General features: G+C 65.1%; 16 protein-coding genes, 1 tRNA gene and 1 pseudogene. 5 read left to right on the top strand and 13 right to left on the bottom strand.

All coding sequences use genetic code 11. From position 1 onward, the window contains the following. Window positions 1–4: 4 nt before the first annotated feature. The 7 genes from PMN64_RS14885 to PMN64_RS14855 all read right to left on the bottom strand — a co-directional run bounded on the left by PMN64_RS14885 (window position 5) and on the right by PMN64_RS14855 (window position 5,550). Entirely contained in the window at window positions 5–961 is a 957-nt protein-coding gene (locus PMN64_RS14885) for a 2-hydroxyacid dehydrogenase (protein ID WP_411781194.1), read from the bottom strand. Between the two features lie 154 nt (window positions 962–1,115). Beyond that, complete coding sequence (gene rplA / locus PMN64_RS14880; protein WP_018272150.1) at window positions 1,116–1,808, bottom strand: 50S ribosomal protein L1; 693 nt, start codon at window positions 1,806–1,808, stop codon at window positions 1,116–1,118. Window positions 1,809–1,814: 6 nt separating this feature from the next. Continuing rightward, window positions 1,815–2,243 (bottom strand): 50S ribosomal protein L11, encoded by a 429-nt coding sequence (rplK, locus tag PMN64_RS14875; protein ID WP_028339327.1) that lies wholly within the window; start codon window positions 2,241–2,243, stop codon window positions 1,815–1,817. A gap of 131 nt (window positions 2,244–2,374) precedes the next feature. Beyond that, window positions 2,375–2,908 carry a transcription termination/antitermination protein NusG gene (nusG, locus tag PMN64_RS14870; RefSeq protein WP_016840553.1) on the bottom strand — a complete coding sequence of 178 codons (534 nt, stop codon included), beginning with the start codon at window positions 2,906–2,908 and terminating at the stop codon, window positions 2,375–2,377. 20 nt (window positions 2,909–2,928) lie between these two features. After that, window positions 2,929–3,120, bottom strand: coding sequence for a preprotein translocase subunit SecE (secE, locus tag PMN64_RS14865; RefSeq protein WP_016840554.1), 192 nt, complete (start codon window positions 3,118–3,120; stop codon window positions 2,929–2,931). Between the two features lie 349 nt (window positions 3,121–3,469). Beyond that, a complete protein-coding gene (locus PMN64_RS14860) occupies window positions 3,470–4,783 on the bottom strand; it encodes an ATP-binding protein (RefSeq protein ID WP_411781193.1) in 1,314 nt (437 codons plus the stop codon). A gap of 20 nt (window positions 4,784–4,803) precedes the next feature. Then, window positions 4,804–5,550, bottom strand: coding sequence for a response regulator (locus PMN64_RS14855; protein ID WP_225160344.1), 747 nt, complete (start codon window positions 5,548–5,550; stop codon window positions 4,804–4,806). A gap of 204 nt (window positions 5,551–5,754) precedes the next feature. Here PMN64_RS14855 and PMN64_RS14850 point away from each other — a divergent pair, with 204 nt between their 5' ends. Further along, window positions 5,755–6,663: a DUF3313 domain-containing protein gene (locus PMN64_RS14850; RefSeq protein WP_411781192.1), complete on the top strand. Its 909-nt coding sequence runs from the start codon at window positions 5,755–5,757 to the stop codon at window positions 6,661–6,663. Window positions 6,664–6,668: 5 nt separating this feature from the next. On the opposite strand, the gene PMN64_RS14845 is transcribed toward PMN64_RS14850, so the two are convergent. Both PMN64_RS14845 and PMN64_RS14840 read right to left on the bottom strand, forming a co-directional pair. Further along, window positions 6,669–8,282, bottom strand: coding sequence for an acyl-CoA synthetase (locus PMN64_RS14845; RefSeq protein WP_411781191.1), 1,614 nt, complete (start codon window positions 8,280–8,282; stop codon window positions 6,669–6,671). A gap of 59 nt (window positions 8,283–8,341) precedes the next feature. After that, the gene (locus PMN64_RS14840; RefSeq protein WP_411781190.1) at window positions 8,342–9,106 is read right to left on the bottom strand and encodes a FadR/GntR family transcriptional regulator; all 765 of its coding nucleotides are present in this window, start codon (window positions 9,104–9,106) and stop codon (window positions 8,342–8,344) included. Between the two features lie 184 nt (window positions 9,107–9,290). Between PMN64_RS14840 and PMN64_RS14835 the strand changes: the two genes are divergently transcribed. Beyond that, entirely contained in the window at window positions 9,291–10,496 is a 1,206-nt protein-coding gene (locus tag PMN64_RS14835) for an ABC transporter substrate-binding protein (RefSeq protein WP_411781189.1), read from the top strand. Between the two features lie 64 nt (window positions 10,497–10,560). Here the strand turns inward: PMN64_RS14835 and PMN64_RS14830 are convergent. After that, a tRNA-Trp gene (locus PMN64_RS14830) sits at window positions 10,561–10,636 on the bottom strand. Between the two features lie 169 nt (window positions 10,637–10,805). On the opposite strand from PMN64_RS14830, the gene PMN64_RS14825 reads away from it, so the two are divergent. Beyond that, entirely contained in the window at window positions 10,806–12,029 is a 1,224-nt protein-coding gene (locus PMN64_RS14825) for a serine hydrolase domain-containing protein (protein ID WP_411781188.1), read from the top strand. Between the two features lie 137 nt (window positions 12,030–12,166). Here PMN64_RS14825 and PMN64_RS14820 read toward each other — a convergent pair whose 3' ends face one another. Then, the gene (locus PMN64_RS14820; RefSeq protein WP_026192903.1) at window positions 12,167–12,934 is read right to left on the bottom strand and encodes an SDR family NAD(P)-dependent oxidoreductase; all 768 of its coding nucleotides are present in this window, start codon (window positions 12,932–12,934) and stop codon (window positions 12,167–12,169) included. Between the two features lie 117 nt (window positions 12,935–13,051). Further along, on the bottom strand, window positions 13,052–13,759 hold the full coding sequence (locus PMN64_RS14815) for a histidine phosphatase family protein (protein WP_028339334.1): 708 nt from the start codon (window positions 13,757–13,759) through the stop codon (window positions 13,052–13,054). A 139-nt stretch (window positions 13,760–13,898) separates the two neighbouring features. Here PMN64_RS14815 and PMN64_RS14810 point away from each other — a divergent pair, with 139 nt between their 5' ends. Both PMN64_RS14810 and argE read left to right on the top strand, forming a co-directional pair. Beyond that, a complete protein-coding gene (locus PMN64_RS14810; RefSeq protein WP_038380474.1) occupies window positions 13,899–14,684 on the top strand; it encodes an SDR family NAD(P)-dependent oxidoreductase in 786 nt (261 codons plus the stop codon). A gap of 419 nt (window positions 14,685–15,103) precedes the next feature. Further along, on the top strand, window positions 15,104–16,273 hold the full coding sequence (gene argE / locus PMN64_RS14805; protein ID WP_411781187.1) for an acetylornithine deacetylase: 1,170 nt from the start codon (window positions 15,104–15,106) through the stop codon (window positions 16,271–16,273). A gap of 113 nt (window positions 16,274–16,386) precedes the next feature. Here argE and PMN64_RS14800 read toward each other — a convergent pair. Continuing rightward, window positions 16,387–16,785 (bottom strand): annotated as a pseudogene (locus tag PMN64_RS14800) (EamA/RhaT family transporter); the annotation flags it as partial.

Here is a 16,785-nt window from a genome sequence, read left to right as displayed (position 1 = left end):
CCGGTCAGGACGCCGTCGCCACCGGATAGGCGAGCGGCTTGCCGGCAAAGAACGCGTCGAGATTGGCGAGCACGCAATCCTGCATCGCCACGTGCGATTCCAGCGTGTGGCCGCCGAGATGCGGCGACAGTACCACGTTCGGCAACGCGGTCAGCGCGTCGGGGGCATGCGGCTCCCTGGCGAACACGTCGAGGCCGGCACCGGCGATCACGCCGTCGGTCAGCGCCGCGACCAGGGCCTGCTGGTCGACCACCGAGCCGCGCGAGATGTTGACGACGAAGCCGTCGCCGCCGAGCCGGCGCAGGATGTCGGCGTTGACCGCATGCTCGGTCTCGGCGCCGGCGCGCACGGCGATCATCAACACACTGCACCAATCGGCGAGCGCCTCCAGCGTCGGAAGGTATTGATAGGGCACGTCGTGCTTCGAGCGGCTGAAATAGCCGACCTCGGTCTCGAAGGCGGCGACGCGGGCGGCGATCTTGCGGCCGATCTCGCCCATGCCGTAGACGCCGACCTTGCGGCCGCGCATGCCGGCCTGCGGCCGCATCATCGGCGACGGCTTTGCACCGGCCCAATCACCGCTCCGCACATAATTGTCAGCCACCAGCAGCCGCCGCACCGACGCCAGCATCAAGGTGACTGCGGTGTCCGCGACCGACGCCGCATTGGCACCGGGGCTGTGACCGACCGCGATGCCGCGCTTCGCGGCGGCGGCGAGATCGACGCCGTCATAGCCGGTGCCGTAGCAGACGATCGCGCCGAGCTTCGGCAGCATGTCCATGGCCTCGGTGCCGAGCGCGGTGCCGCCTGCCGTGATCATGGCGCGGATCTCGGCGAGCTCGGCCGCCGGGAACGCTTCGTCCAATCGCTTGCCTGCCGTGTTCAGCAGCTCATAGCGCTCGCCGAAGCGGATCAGCTGAGCCTTGGGAAAACGCGAATAGACCAGGACCTTATCGGGCATTGTTCTTCTTTCCTGCGAGAGGCTTCAGCTGGTTGTTCTGACGCGTCTTCTTCACGCGAACCGGTACCCACTTCGCTGGAAAACGCTCCTGCAAAACAAAGGGCGGAACCGGTTGCCCGGTCCCGCCCCTTTTATCTCGTCACGGCCAAGGATCTCAGCCGAGGATCGTACCCGGCTCGACCTTCACGCCCGGGCCCATGGTGGAGGAAACCGCCACGCGCTGGATGTAGGTGCCCTTGGAGCCTGCCGGCTTCGCCTTGGAGACCGCATCCGCGAGCGCCTTGACGTTCTCGACCAGCTTGTCCTCGGAGAACGATGCCTTGCCGATGCCGGCCTGCACGATGCCGGCCTTCTCGACGCGGAACTCGACCGAGCCGCCCTTGGCGCCCTTCACGGCGTTGGTGACGTCCATGGTCACGGTGCCGATCTTCGGGTTCGGCATCATGCCGCGCGGACCGAGCACCTTACCGAGGCGGCCGACCAGCGGCATCATGTCGGGCGTGGCGATACAACGATCGAAATCGATCGCGCCGCCCTGCACCTTCTCGACGAGGTCTTCGGCACCGACGACGTCGGCACCGGCGGCCTTGGCTTCCTCAGCCTTGGCGCCGCGCGCGAACACGCCGACGCGCAGCGTACGGCCGGTACCGTTCGGCAGGTTGACGACGCCGCGGACCATCTGGTCGGCGTGGCGCGGGTCGACGCCGAGATTGATCGCGATCTCGATCGTCTCATCGAACTTCGACTTGGCGCGCTCCTTGACCATCTTGATGGCATCCGCGAGCGGATAGAGCTTCTCGCGATCGACGCCCTCGCGGGCCTTCTTCAAACGCTTTCCGATTGACATGGCCCGTTACCCCGCAACTTCCAGACCCATCGAACGGGCAGAGCCCTCGACCATCTTCATGGCCGATTCGATGTTGTCGCAATTCAAGTCCTTCATCTTCTTCTCGGCGATCTCGCGCACCTGCGCCTTGGTCACCTTGCCGGCCTTGTCACGGCCCGGCGCCTTCGATCCGGACTGGATCTTGGCGGCCTGCTTGAGGAAGTAGGACATCGGAGGGGTCTTCATCTCGAAGGTGAAGGACCGGTCCGCATAGATCGTGATGATCACCGGGATCGGGGTGTTCTTCTCTTCCTTCTGGGTCTGCGCGTTGAATGCCTTGCAGAACTCCATGATGTTGAGGCCGCGCTGACCAAGCGCGGGGCCGATCGGGGGCGAAGGATTCGCCGCACCGGCCGGGACCTGAAGCTTCAGGTATCCGGTCACTTTCTTTGCCATTTATCACTCCTGTTGTGCCGGACAGGGCCGGCGGTTTCAGGTTCCGTGGTTCGGTTGAAGGGGCTGGCGACCGCCTCCTCCCTCCCACGGCCTCTCTACTTGACGCGAGGCATATACCCCGCGCCGTCCGGTCAGACCACCTTTTCGACCTGACCGAATTCCAGTTCCACGGGGGTCGCGCGGCCGAAGATCGACACCGCGACCTTCACGCGCGAGCGCGCCTCGTCGATTTCTTCCACCACGCCGGAGAACGAGGCGAACGGGCCGTCGGCCACGCGCACGTTCTCGCCGATTTCGAACGACACCGACGCCTTCGGACGCTCCACGCCCTCCTGCACCTGGTGCAGGATCCGCATCGCTTCCGCTTCCGAGATCGGCATCGGCTTGTTTTCCGCGCCGAGGAAGCCGGTCACCTTCGGGGTGTTCTTGATCAGATGGAACGCCTCGTCGGTCAGCTTCATCTTCACCAGCACATAGCCCGGGAAGAACTTGCGCTCGGCGTCGATCTTGCGGCCGCGGCGCACCTCGGTGACCTTCTCGGTCGGCACCAGCACCTGCTCGAACAGCTCTTCCAGCCCGCGCTGCTTGGCCTGCTCACGGATCGATTCCGCGACCTTCTTCTCGAAATTCGAATAGGCGTGAACGATGTACCAGCGCTTGTCCATCAATTGAGTTCCCATGCTCATCAGTGGATGCCCAGTATCAGGGTGATGAGATAGCGGATGATCTGATCCGCGGCGAAGAAGAAGATCGAGGCCAGCGCCACCATCACGAACACCATGATGGTGGTGATGGTCGTCTCGCGGCGCGTCGGCCAGGTGACCTTGGCGGTCTCCGAGCGCACTTCCTGCAGGAATTTGAACGGGCTGAAAGCCATCGTGAGATCCGCGTCCGTTACCGGACGATTGCAACGTTTCAAGGAATCCGAACAGCCGACCTTGCGGACCCAGCCCTCGTTTGGAAGGTTGAGCCGATAAACGAGCTCGAATGTTCGGGGAATTAGGCCGCGCCGGATATCCGCCATCTAAGCGGGCCGGCTGCGAGTGCCGGGTATCTACTGCGAGACCGGCCAAACGTCAAGGTCGGCAGGGTCGCGCCCGGCGCCCGCCTGGTTCGGGCAGATCGGATATTGGTCTCTCCAAATCAAGGGCTTAGCCGGCACTCTGCGCCCCCCTGGCGTTCTGTCGAGATCAGGATCGTTCGTCTCGCCTCGTCTAGGCCAAGGTCTAGGCCAAGCCGGGTCTCGGCGGCAGCAGCATCGATACAAGCAGTCCGCTCGGCTCCCGCAGCCTCAACGCGATGCTGCCGCCATGACGCTTGGCAATATCCTGCGCGATCGATAGCCCCAGCCCGAAGCCCCCCTCCTGCCGCGCGCTGTCGGCCTTGAAGAAGGGCTCGAACACCTTGTCGTGCAGCGCCGGCGGGATGCCCGGACCGTCGTCGGCCACCTCGATCTCGATGTGGCCGGCCTCCGTGAGGCGAAGCATCACCGCGACCTTGCTGCCGTGCTTGACCGCGTTCTCCACGATATTGGTGACGGCGCGCGACAGCGCGCGGGGCCGACAGGCATAAGGCAGACGCGCCGGCCCGGCATAGGATACCGCGTGGCCCATGTCGGCGAAGTCCGAGCAGATGGTCTGCAGGAAGCTCGGCAGGTCGATGAACGACGCCGCCTCCGAGCGGGCATCCTCGCGCAGATACTCCAGGGTCTCATTGATCATGCGCGTCATCTTGGCGATATCGCCCAGCATCGCTGGGCGCAGGGTGTCGTCGCCGACGCGCTCGGTACGCAGCCTGAGCCGCGTCAGCGGCGTCCGCAGGTCATGGCTGATGGCGGCAAGCATGCGGGTGCGGTCGTCGAGCAGCGCTGCGATACGCGTGCGCATGTCGTTCAGCGCGTCGGCGACCTGGGCGATTTCGAGCGGACCGCGCCGGCGCAACACCTCGGGAGCCCGCGGCAAGCGGCCGAACGAGGTCGCGGCACGCGCGACGTCGGCCAGCGGCGCGATCACCCAACGCACCGCATAGACCGACAGCAGCAGCATGGATATCAGCACGATGATCGCGCCCCCGGCCGCCGGGCGGAGCAGAACGGACCAGAAGCCGCCCTTGACCGCGACGTCGGCCATCAGCGCGTGGCCGTCGTCGAGCTTCACGACCACCTGCGACGACGAGCCTGCCGGATGGCGCAGCTCCTCCAGCAACTCAATTCCAGACTCGGCCGCCAGTTGCCGAAACGCTTTTATGGAAAACGGCCGCGTCTCTCCGACCGTGCGAGGCACGAGTTCGCTCAACGCGACGCGTCTGACGTCGAGACCGCCGCGCCTGGCTGCCCCCAGCAGTTCATCCGCGTCGGCTGGCGTCTTCGTGAAACGCAGAAGCTGCGTGAGCTCCGCGACCCGCCCGGCAAGAAACTTCTGCGTGTCGTTGACTGAGGGAGAATCAAACAGAAAGATCACGGTCGCCGCGGCGAGCGTGATGCCGATCAATTCCGAGAGCGCGACGAGGCTCATGAGTTGCGCAGCGACGCTGCGCGGCATCAGCCGCTGCACCCATCCCATCATATCTGCTCGACCGCCGGCGTGAACAGGTAGCCGCCGAGCCGCACCGTCTTGATCATCGAGCGGTCCTTCGGATCCGGCTCGATCTTCTGCCTGATGCGGCTGATATGAACGTCGACGCTGCGCTCGACCGATGCAATCAGGCCGCCGAAGGCCTGCTCGATCAGCTGCTCGCGCGACAGTACCTGTCCCGGATTGCGGCAGAACGCCAGCAGCAGATCGAACTCGGCACCGGTCAGCGTGATCCGGACGCCCGCGGGGTCATGCAACTCACGTGTGGTGGGGTTGATGCGCCATCCGGCGAAGGTCAAGGGACGCGGCCGTGAGCGCGACGAGGCGCCGCTCTCGACGCGGCGCAGCAGTGCCCGGATACGGGCGACCAGTTCGCGCGAATTGAACGGCTTGGTGACGTAGTCGTCGGCACCGAGCTCGAGGCCGAGGATGCGGTCGATGTCCTCGCCGCGCGCGGTGACCATGATGATCGGAATCGAAGACGACATGCGCAGGCGCCGGCAGATGCTCAGCCCATCCTCGCCCGGCAGCATCACGTCGAGCACGACGAGATCAAAACTCTCGCGCTTGAGCAGCGCATCCATCTCCACGGCCGAGCCGACCAGCACCGGCCTGAAGCCGTTGTCCTCAAGCACCTCGGCCAGCATGCGCGCGATATCGGCATCGTCCTCGACGCAGAGGATGCGTGCGTTGGTGACGGGGAAAGCCACGAGGTCATATTCCAGGATTTGCATCACGGCATTTTAGAGGCCTCGGCCCCAAATGCGCAGCGCGCAAATATAGCGTTTTGTTAAGCCTGCACGGCCAAATGTGGCTCAAATAGGTCGCGCGGTTTCGCGAGCTACATCTGACTTAATATCTCTTAATCCCGACCCGGGCGGCCCTGCTCTATCGTGACGTGCGATCGTTCGTGGGGTGAGCGGTCGTTCGAGGGGTACATGAGAGTCGAATTTCTGCCGGACGCTGCGGCTGATGCGCGGAGCACGGGCCGGGCGTCGCGCAATGGTCAGCCCAATCGGTCATCCCTGCTTGCCGGCGCTGCGGTTGCGGTGGTGTTGTTGTCAGGCTGTGCCAGCGCACCGATGACGCGGGGCGGGTCACTGGCATCCTACGACAATCTCGCGCCGTCCGACGGCGTGCTGGCGAAATCGCTGGTTCGCGTCAACAAGGACGAGGTCCTCGCTGCGAAGACGGTGCGGATCGTACCGACGACCTTCTCGCAGACAGCATCGCCGACTCTGTCCCAGGAGCAGAGACACCTGGTGGCCAACGCGATCGATCGTTCGCTGTGCGTCGGCCTGAGCGAGCGGCTTCAGGTCGTCGGCCCCGATCAGCCCGCGGATCTGTCCGTGCACGCGCTTGTCACCCAGGCGGCCCCCACCGACGAGGTCGCGGCGGGCACCTCCAAGGTGGTCAGCTTCCTGCCGAGCGCGCTCGGCGCGGGAGTGCCGGTGCCGGTGCCGCGGTTGCCGGTCGGGCTTGGCAGCTTGACCGTCGAAGCCGAGGTGCGGGATCAGGCCAGCCGCCAGCAGGCGGCGATGATCTGGGCCCGCGGGGCGAATTCGTTCACCAACTCGCCGATGGTCTCGAGCGCCGGTGACGCCTACGATCTCGCCCCTTCCTTCAGTGACGATTTCAGCAAGCTCGTCGTCACCGGTGCGACGCCATTCGGAAAGGCGCCGGAGCTGCCATCGTTCGACAAGATTGGCGCAACGCTCGGCGGCAAGCCAAAATACGCGGCCTGCGAGGCGTTCGGCCGCAGTCCCGGCCTGGTCGGAATGGCCGCCGGCAAGCTTGGCTTGCCGCCGGAATGGTCGGACAAGGCGCCGGCGGCAGCTGGCCAATAGACAGCCTAGCCGGCGAAGCTCTTCTGCACCGCCTGGTCGAGCGTGGCGCCGCCGACATAGCGCTGGCGCAGCTCGCGCTTGAGCAGCTTGCCGCTCGGATTCTTCGGCAAGGCATCCACGAAGATGACCTGCTTCGGCACCTTGAAATGGGCCATCGACGCCGCGCAATGCTTGATGACGGCGTCGGCATCGAGGCTCTCACCGGCCTTGACCACGACGATCGCGGTCACCGCCTCGATCCAGCGCGGATCAGGCAGCCCGACCACCGCGACCTCCGAAACCGAAGGTAACCGGTAGATCATCTCCTCGACCTCGCGGCTCGCGACATTCTCACCGCCGCTCTTGATCATGTCCTTCACGCGATCGACGACGCTGATGTAACCGTCGGCATCGACGACCGCGAGGTCGCCGGAATGAAACCAGCCGCCGGCGAACGCCGCCGCGGTCTTGACCGGATCATTGTAGTAGCCGGACAACAGATGCGGCGAGCGGTGCACGATCTCGCCGACCTCCCCGACCTTGACGTCGGTCATGTCCGGCCTGACCACCCGCGTCTCGACATTGATCGCGGGCTTGCCGGCCGAGCCGGCCTTCGGCAGCTGGTCCTGCGGCGTCAGCACGGTCGCGAGCGGCGCGATCTCGGTCTGGCCGTAGAAATTCCAGAACTTCACGTTGGGCAGCCGCCGCTGCAACTCGAGCAGCACCTCGACCGGCATGATCGAGGCACCGTAATAGCCCTTGCGCAGGGTCGACAGGTCGGTGCGGTCGAACGCGCCCGAGCGCAGCATCGCGATCCAGATCGTCGGCGGCGCGAAGAACGCATTGATCTTGTGGGCCGCGATCAGCGCCAGGACATTGTCGGGCACCGGCTTGCCGGTAATGAGGCTGGTGGCGCCGAGATAGATCGCGGGCCCCAGGAACACGTCGAGCTGCGCGCAGTGATAGAGCGGCAGCGCGTGCAGCACCGTGTCGTCGGTCGCCATGCCGCCGTCGATGATGCAGCTGACATACTGCCACATGACGGCTTCATGGGTGAGGATCGCGCCCTTCGGCAGCGACTCGGTGCCGCTGGTGTAGATAATTTGCGCTGCATCGCGGCTGTCCACCGAGACATCCGGCGCCGACGCGTCGCTGTGCAACAGGCTGTCGAATGTCGTGATGCCGTCGGGCGCGTTGGCGGGATCCTCGCCCGGCAGCCAGACCAAGGTCTCGACCGCCGAGCCCTTGGCGGCCGCAGCGTGCGCCGTCTCCACGAAATCGGGGCCGACCGCGAGCAGCTTGGCGCCGGAATTGGCGAGGATGAAATTGATCTCGTCCGGATTGAGCATGAAGTTGATCGGCACCAGGATGGCGCCGATCCGCGCCACCGCAAAGCGCAGCGCGGCGAAGCCGTGCGAGTTGCGCGACAGCACCGCGACGCGATCGCCCTTCGCAACGCCAAGCCCGAGCAAGCCGCGGCCGAGCCGATTGCAGATCGTGTCCATCTCCGCAAAGCTCCAGCTCACCTCGCCGCAGATCAGCGCGGTCTTGCCGGGGTAGCGCTTCGCCGACCGGCGCAACAGATCGCCGATGCTGTGCTCGCGGGCGCGCTGGATGGTTGCTGCGATGTCTCCGCTCATTTGTCCCTCCCGAATGTGCTTGTTGTCGTTGTTTTCGTCTTGTCTTGGCCGCGCCGTCCCTATTGCCGCGCGGCGTAAGCGTGTTCCATGTAGGTGTGCTCGACCGAGCGATCGAGCGAGGCGATCTTCTCGAAGCCGCGCCGCCAGTCCTGCAAATGCCGCCGCGTCCACAGCACGCCGGCCTCCTTGTCGCGCCGCTTGATCGCGTCGAGCAGATGATGGTGCGCCTCGACCAGCCGCGCGCCGCCCTCCGGCACGCCGCCCACGATCATCTCGGTGGTCGGAAAGAACAGTTGCGCGGCGGGCTCGCGCGCCAGCTGCAGCACGCGGTTCTGCGAGGCCTTGGCCATCAGCACATGGAATTCCGCATCGAGCTCGGCAAGCGCAGCGGGATTGCCGACGACAGCCGCGCTGCGCTCGAGATTGCCGGCGAGCTCGGCGATGTTCTCCTCGGTCGCGCGCTCCACCGCACCCTCGACGCTCGCGACCTCCAGCGTCATCGAGGTCTCGAACAGTTCGCGGAACGTCACCTCGTGCAGGATCAGCGCGCGGGACAGGCGCGTCGCGAGCTTGTTGTAGCGCGGCAGGCAGGCCTGCAGCCGGCGGCTGGAATCGCGGCGGATCAGCCCGCCCTCCTCGAGCACGCGAATGCCTTCGCGTACCGTCGAGCGGTTGACGCCGAACTGCGCAACCAGCTGCTGCTCGGTGCCGATCGGCTCGCCCGGCTTGATCCGACCGTTGATGATCTCACGTTCGATCGCGTCGGCGACCTTCTGATAGGCCGGCGCGATATCGATACGCCGGAACAGCGGCGTGGTGGGCATCTTCAGCTCCCCCGGACCCCGATTGTCGTTTGTCGGACAAAGGATAGGCGAAGGCCCTTGGGGCGTCAAACGAGCAATATTCGGCCTGATTGTCGCACCCGGGCGGTCGGAATTGACACCGGAACCGGGCAAATCTAGCTTTGTCGGACAAACTGATAAGAACACCTCGGGGAGGCACACCATCATGAAATCCATCGTCACGAGTCTGTCCGCCGCCGGCCTGATGGCGGCTGTGCTGGCAGGGCCGGCGCTTGCGCAGCAGGCGCCGCTCAAGATCGGCGTGCTCACGGATTTCCAGTCGGTCTATTCGGACATCGGCGGCGCCGGCAATGTCGAGGCCACCAAGATGGCGATCGAGGAGTTCGGCGGGTCGATGTTCGGCAAGCCCATCGAGCTCGTCACCGCCGACGCCCTCAACAAGGCCGACGTCGCCGCCACCATCACCCGCAAATGGTACGAGGCCGAGAATGTCGACATGATCATCGACATGCCGACCTCGGCGACCGCGCTCGCCGGCATGGAGATGTCGAAGCAGTTCGAGAAGATCATGATCGTGACGGATGCGGCGAGCTCCGACATCACCGGCAAGTCCTGCTCGCCCTACACGCTGCACTGGACCTACGACACCTATGCCAACGCCCACACCGTCGGCAGCGCGATCGTGAAGAACGGCGGCGACACCTGGTTCTTCATCACCGCCGACTATCTGTTCGGCCATTCGATCGAGCGCGACACCGGCGACGTGGTCCGCGCCGCCGGCGGCAAGGTGCTCGGCAGCGCGCGGCATCCGCTCAACACGCCGGACTTCTCGTCCTTCCTGCTGCAGGCCCAGGCCTCGAAGGCCAAGATCATCGGCATGGCCAATGGCGGCGCCGACACCATCAACACCATCAAGCAGGCCTCCGAATTCGGCATCGTCGCGGGCGGGCAGAACCTCGCCGGCATCGTGATGTTCATCTCTGACATCCACAGCCTCGGGCTGAAGCTCGCGCAGGGCCTGATCATCACCGAGGCCTACTACTGGGATCTCAACGACCGCACCCGCGCCTTCGGCAAGCGCTTCTTCGAGCGCATGAAGCGGATGCCGACGATGAACCAGGCCGCGACCTACAGCGCCACCCTGCACTACCTCAACGCGGTGAAGGCCGCCGGCTCCAAGGAGACCAAGCCGGTGCTGGCCAAGATGCGCGCGACCCCGGTCCGCGACGCCTTCACCGACAACGGCGTGGTGCGCGAGGACGGCCGCATGGTGCACTCGATGTTCCTGTTCGAGGTCAAGATGCCCGAGGAATCGAAGGCGCCGTGGGATTATTACAAGGTCCTCGCCGAAGTCCCCGGCGACCAGGCGTTCCGGCCGCTCAAGGACGGCGGCTGCCCGCTCATCAAGTAGGCAAACATGATCATGGCCGGGGTCCGGGACCTCGGCCAACACCTTCAAATGATTGGGTAAAAGCTGGCAGGAGTGGCAGGGCTCGAACCTGCGACCCCCGGTTTTGGAGACCGGTGCTCTACCAATTGAGCTACACTCCTGCAGGGAACCCGCGTCGCCGCCGGTTCGCGCCGTTTCAAGCACAGGGCATGGCCGGTTTGCAAGGGCGAAGCGGTGAAGCTCCTGTTCATTACAAAACTTCTGCGCCAGACTTCAGCGATCACCCCGCGTCGGCACCTCGCCGCAAGAATCAAGAACCAGGGAGAGACCATGAACGCCCAAACCGCCACCAAGCACGCCGCCAGCCCGACCACCCCGTCCCTCCCCCTCGCCAAGCCCGAATCAATCGGGCTGTCGAGCGCGCGGCTGCAGGCGATGTCCGACACCTTCCGCCGCGAGGTCGACAAGGGAACCGTGCCCGGCGTGACGGTGCTGGTGGCGCGGCGCGGCCAGATCGGCTGGTTCGACGCGATCGGCCGGCAAAGCCCGACCGCCTCGGCGCCGATGACCCATGACACGATCTTCCGCATCTTCTCGATGACCAAGCCGATCGTCTCGGTCGGCATCATGCAGCTGCTGGAGGACGGCCACTTCCTGCTCAACGACGCCGTCGCGAAGTTCATCCCCGAATTCGCCGAGACCAAGGTCGGCGTCGAGAACAACGGCAAGCTCGAGCTGGTCGCGGCGAAGCGGCAGATGACGATCCAGGACCTGCTCCGCCACACGTCTGGGCTTACTTATGACCACACCGGCAACGGCCCGGTGCAGCAGCTCTACCAGCAGTCGCGGCTGCGCAGCCGCAAGATCACCAATGCCGAGCACGCCACCATGCTCGCCGGCATGCCGCTGGTCTGCCAGCCCGGCGCCGAATGGAACTACAGCCGCTCCACCGACATCCTCGGCCGCATCATCGAAGTCGTCAGCGGCAAGACGCTCGGCGCGTACCTCACTGAGCGCATCCTCTCGCCGCTGCAGATGACCGAGACCGCCTTCCACACCGGGGAAGCCAATGCCGGCCGCCTCGCCGAGGCGTTTGCCAACGATCCCTGGACCAACGAGAAGGTGCAGTTGTTCAACATGCTGGAGAAGCCGGCGATGGAATCCGGCGGCGGCGGACTGGTTTCGACCACGATGGACTATGCCCGCTTCGCGCAGATGCTGCTGGGTGGCGGCTCGCTCGACGGCACCAGGATCATCGGCCGCAAGACGCTCGAATTCATGGCCTCCGATCACCTCGGCGCCGGCGTCACGATCCAGGGCACGCTGGTGTCGCCCGGCCACAGTTTTGGCCTCGGCTTCGCCGTGCGCATGCAGCAGGGCATCGCGCCGTTCTCCGGCTCGGTCGGCCAGTATTTCTGGAGCGGCATGGCCGGCACGTTCTTCTGGATCGATCCGAGCGAAGACCTGATCGCGGTCTTCATGATGCAGGGCCCGGGCCAGCGCGAATATACCCGCTCGCTGGTGCGCAACGGGGTGTACGCGGCGGTGGAGTGAGGCGAGCACGCCTCCCCTTGCTCCGTCATGCCCGGGCTTGTCCCGGGCATCCACGTCTTTGGGGTCGCGAAGGAAGACGTGGATGGCCGGGACAAGCCCGGCCATGACGACAATGCGCGACCTCGGCGACGCCGACGTCAGCTGATCGTCGCGCCGCCGTCGATCACGATGGTCTGGCCGGTCATGAAGTCGCCGGCGCGCGAGCCCATCATCACGGCGGCGCCCGCGATCTCGTCCGGCACGCCGATCCGCAGCAGCGGCGAGCGTGCGGTCGAGGCCTTCAGATTGTCCGGATTGTCCCACAGCGCCTTCGCGAAGTCGGTCTTGATCAGGCCCGGCGCGATGCAGTTCACGCGGATATTGTGCTTGCCGTATTCGCAGGCGAGGTTGCGCGCGAGCTGCATGTCGGCAGCCTTGGAGATCGCGTAGGCGCCGAGGATGGTCGAGCCCTTCAGGCCGCCGATCGAGGACACGATGATGATCGAGCCGTCCTTGCGCTCGATCATCTGCGGCACCACCATCGAGATCAGCCAGTTGTTGGCGACGATGTTGTTGTCGAGGATCTTGCGGAACTGATCGTCGGAGATGCCGGCGAGCGGACCGTAATAAGGATTGGACGCCGCGTTGCAGACCAGCACGTCGATCTTGCCGAAGGCGCGGTTGCTCTCGTCGACCAGGTTCTGCAGGTTTTCCTTCGACGAGATGTTCGCCGCGATCGCAACCGCGGTGCCCTTGCCGTAGCTGTCGTTGATCTCCTTCGCCACCTGCTCGCAGACGTCGGCCTTGCGCGAGGAGATCACGACCTTGGCGCCGTGCTCGGCCATGCGCTCGGCGATCGCGCGCCCGATGCCGCGCGTCGAGCCGGTGATGACGGCGACTTTTCCCTTCATGTCGAACAAGGTCATGTTTCTCTCCCTGATGTTAAGTGTTCGTCTTAGCGTCATTCCGGGGCGACGCACCAGCGTCGAACCCGGAATCTCGAGATTCCGGGTCTGGTCCTTCGGACCATCCCGGAATGACGATCACGCAAGCTTGCTCGCCGGCCTGACTTCAGGTCCGGACGGCTGATGCATCGCGGCGTGGCGCGGATCGGCAATCCACGGCTGTTGGTTCACCATCGGCAGCCGCCAGGTCGACAGGCCGGCGCTCGCGATGTGATCGAGCCGCGTCACCGAGACGTTGTCGATGTCGAAGGACAATCCGCGGTCCGGCTGGCCGCCGAGCGCCAGCCCGACCGCGGCCTTGATCACGCCGCCATGGCCGACGGCGATGATATTCCTGCCCGCTTCCGCGGCGGTGATCCGCACAATGGTGCGGCAGACGCGGGTATAGAGATCCATGTAGCTCTCGCCGCCGGGCGCGGGCTCGTTGACATCGGCGAACCAGGCCGTGCCCGGCGGACGGCTGGCGAGAAACGCGGCGCGGTTCATGCCCTGCCATTGGCCGAGATGCTGCTCGGCGAAGTCGCGTTCCTGCGTCATGCTGTCCGGCTTTGGAAACCCGGCAGCCCAGATCGCGTCGGCGGTCTTGTGCGTGCGTTTCAGATTGCTCGAATACCAGACCGCATCGCGCGGCAGCATCTTGGCGACCGCCTCGAACACTTCGGTGTCGCCGGTGTCGCAGTCGATATCCTCTTGTCCGTAAATGTTGCCGCCGTCGCTGCGCACCGGCGCGTGGCGAACCCACCACCACCGCGTCACCTTCACGTCAGGCTTGTCTGGATTGGACATCGGATGAGCCCTTCAATAGTGTCCCGTCTCGCTGTACGTCACGCCGCACATCGCCTCAAGTGCTTCGGACGTTTGAAATTTTGTTTGAATTCCGTCGCGCGGCAGACGCGTCGGGGATCATGTGAACAGGGAGAAAATCATGGGCCGCCTCGAAGGCAAATCCGTCATCATCACCGGCGCTGGCAGCGGCATCGGCCGCGCCGCCTCGCTGCTGTTCACCAGGGAAGGCGCCAAGCTGATCGCGGTCGATCGCACCGAGGGCGTGAACGAGACCGCCAAGCTGGTGCGCGACGCCGGCGGCACCGTTGAAGCCGTCACCGCCGATGCCGGCTCGGAGAGCGACGTGAAGGCCTTCATCGAGAAGGCGGTTTCGAAGTACGGCAAGCTCGATGCGATCTGGGCCAATGCCGGCGTCAGCGGCGGGCTCGTCCCGCTCGCCGACCAGACCGTCGAGCATTGGCAGGAAGTGCTGCGCGTCAATCTGATCGGCCCGTTCCTCGCGATCAAGCATTCGATCCCGCATATGACGAAGCAAGGTTCCGGTTCGATCGTCTGCACCGCCTCCGTCGCGGGCCTGAAGTCGGGTGCCAGCGGACATCCCTATGGTGCGAGCAAGGCCGGCGTCATCAGCCTGGTGCAGACCACCGCCTACTCGCTCTCCGGCACCGGCGTGCGCATCAATGCGGTGTGCCCAGGCCTGATCGAGACCGGCATGACCAAGCCCGTGTTCGATCGCGCCAAGGAGCGCGGCACCCAGGACAAGATCGGCCAGCTCAATCCGCTCAAGCGCGCCGGCCAGCCGCACGAACTCGCCGCGATGGGATTGTTTTTGGCGAGCGATGAAGCGTCCTACGTCAACGGCCAGGCCATCCCGGTCGACGGCGGCCTGACGGCGTCGATGCCGTATACGGGCAAGCCGATTTAGCAAGGGCGCTCTCCGTTCGCTGGGCCTGCCAGTCCGTGTGACGCGACAACGGCGCCACATTCACAACTGTCGTCCCTGCGAAAGCAGGGACCCATACGCCGCGGCGCGTGTTGAGAACGGGACTCGTCGTCGCAGCATCGTTCAACAATCAGCATTTGTGGTTATGGGTCCCTGCCTTCGCAGGGACGACACCGAATATGTGGATGGGAGAGCGCAGCGAAACCCACCATGCTTCCGCGCCGATCAAAGTCGATCGGTTTCGCTGCGCTCTACCCAACCTTGCGCTGCCTCATGCCAGTGCCGTGCAATAACCGCCGGCAACGGTCCGAATATTGCTTGGCCTCGGCAGGCCAACCAGCTGTTATACTTGGCTGGCAGGATCGCCCGCACACTCGTCATTCCTCGCAAACGAACAGGCAATGCAAAATCAACGTCCCGACCGCATCCGCAAGCTATTGGCCGACCTCGTCGCCTTCGACACCGTCAGCGACCGCAGCAATCTGCCTCTGATCGACTACATCGAGCGCTACCTCGCCTCGCTTGGCCTCACGGGGCAACGCATCGTCGACGAAACCGGACAGAAGTCCTCGTTGTGGGTCACGGTCGGCCCCGAGGACAAGGCCGGGCTGGTGCTGTCGGGGCATACCGATGTCGTGCCGGTTGTGGGACAGGATTGGAGCCACAACCCGTTCGAGCTCGTCGAGCGCAATGGCCGGCTGTACGGCCGCGGCACCACCGACATGAAAGGATTTGTCGCCGTCTGCCTCGCGATGGTTCCCGAGATGCTCGCGGCCGATCTGAAGACGCCGATCAATCTTGCCATCTCCTATGACGAGGAGATCGGCTGCGTCGGCGTGCGGCCGATGCTGCGCGAGGTCGCGCGCAAGCCGATCAAGCCGCTCGGCTGTTTCGTCGGCGAGCCGACCCAGATGCAGGTGATCATCGGGCACAAGGGCAAGCACGGCGTGCGCGCCACGTTCCGCGGGCTCGCCCGCCACTCCTCGATCGCGCCCGACGGCGTCAACGCCATCGAATATGCCGCCGACCTCATCACCGAAATCCGCCGCCGCGCCGCGTTGCTGGCCGCGGATGCCGAACAAGGCAGCCTCTACGATGTCCCGCACTCGACCCTGCTCACCAGCATCGTGCATGGCGGCGCCGCGCTGAACATCGTGCCCGACAGTTGCGTGGTGGAATTCGAATGCCGCGGCATCGGCATCACCGAGTCGAGAGAAGTGACCGATGCGATCATCGCCTGGGCGAAGGCCGAGATCGAGCCTGACATGCGCAAGCGGCACCCCGAATGCGGCATCGACTTCGAGGAAATCCTCGACTACCCCGCGCTCGACACCGCCGCCGACGCTGCGATCGTCACGCTCGCCAAGCAATTTGCCGGCCGCAACGACCACGCCAAGGTCGCCTTCGGCACCGAGGCCAGCCTGTTCGTCAGCATGGCGGATGTGCCCTCCGTCGTGGTCGGCCCCGGCTCGATCGCACAGGCGCATACGCCGGACGAGTTCGTCGAGATGTCGCAGCTCGAGGCCTGCGGCGCATTCGTCGCGCGGCTGATCGCACATTGCGCGAAGTGATTTGCAAATGACTGCGTAGGATGGGTAGAGCGAAGCGAAACCCATCACCTCGTATCCGCGGCGCCATGATGGCTATCGCTGCGCTCCACCCATCCCTACGGATCACGGATGCATCACAGCCCGTCCGGCGGCAATCCCGGTCCGGTCGCGGCCGGGCGGAGCTTGTCGCGCTTGCGCTCGCGGTAGAAGGCATAGAGGCCCGAGGCGACGATGATCGCGGCGCCGGCGAGCATTGGACCGTCGGGCTTGTGGCCGAAGGCGAGATAGCCCGTCAGCATCGCCCACGGCAGCGCGGTGTAGCGGAACGGCGCCACCGCCGAGATGTCGCCTGTGCGCAGCGACACGATGATGCACTGATAACCGATCAGGATCAGCACCGCGGCGAATGCGAGCAGGCCGAGCGCATTGCCCGACGGCGGCCGCCAGCCGCCGAGCGGGACAAGGACGACAGCACCCGCCGTCGTCACGGTCACGGTGGTGAGCAGCGTGATGAAGACGGTCGGCAAGTGCTT

Source organism: Bradyrhizobium sp. UFLA01-814 (assembly GCF_046718885.1).
GTDB classification, from domain to species: domain Bacteria; phylum Pseudomonadota; class Alphaproteobacteria; order Rhizobiales; family Xanthobacteraceae; genus Bradyrhizobium; species Bradyrhizobium elkanii.
Note: the sequence above shows the minus strand (reverse complement) of the source record. Positions and strands in the feature narration are given on the sequence as shown.